Source organism: Galactobacillus timonensis (genome assembly GCF_900240265.1).
GTDB classification, from domain to species: Bacteria; Bacillota_I; Bacilli_A; order Erysipelotrichales; family Erysipelotrichaceae; genus Bulleidia; species Bulleidia timonensis.
The window spans coordinates 1-809 of the sequence record NZ_LT964760.1; the positions used below are offsets into that span (position 1 = coordinate 1).

1 protein-coding gene is annotated in these 809 nt (G+C 49.2%); it reads left to right on the plus strand.

What is annotated here, in order from left to right; translation table 11 throughout:
- Window positions 1–809: RNA-guided endonuclease TnpB family protein (locus tag C1714_RS13805; RefSeq protein WP_167850095.1), on the plus strand; the 809-nt coding region annotated here is incomplete at both ends.

Below are 809 nucleotides of genomic sequence, written 5' to 3' on the forward strand. Positions count from 1 at the left end.
TGGACTGTATCAGATCCGTCAGTATTTCTTTGCGACGAACAAGTATCTGCGGTATGAAGAGAACTACCATCTTTGCAAAGATAATGAAAATTACAAGCTGCTGCAGGCCGGCATTTCTCAGCAGATCTTGCGGACGTGCGATCATGCCTTCAGGTCGTTCTTTGCGCTGCTGAGCAAAAAGAAGTCCGGCGGCTACGACAGGAAAGTGCGCATTCCGCACTACCGCACGAAAGGCGGAAAGTATCTGCTGGTGCTGTCAACGAACGCAATCAACATCAAAAGCGGCAATTTGATCGTTCCGATGAGTCGTACGTTTTCAAAGCAGCACCCGGATCTGGATTCCATACGCATTCCGGTACCTGAAAGAATTTCAGGCAGGCACATCGCTGAAGTACGCATCGTGCCCGTTCTGAACGGCAAGGCACTGAAGATTCAGTACTGCTATGAGCAGGAAGAAGAGCCGCAGAATCTGAATGCGGACAATGTATTAGCAATTGATGTCGGTCTTGATAATCTTGCGTCGTGTGTAACAACCACGGGGACGTCCTTCATCGTTGACGGACGTAAGCTCAAATCAATGAACCAGTGGTATAACAGGCAGATTGCACACTACGCATCGATCAAAGACCATCAGAACATCAAAGGCTTTACAGCCCGTATGAGCCGCATCACAGACAAGCGGAACCGGCAGGTGACAGACTACATGCACAAGGCTGCACGCCATATCGTTGATTACTGCATTGCCAATGATATCGGCACGCTCATTGTCGGACACAACGTTGACCAGAAACAGTCGGTCAACATGGGTA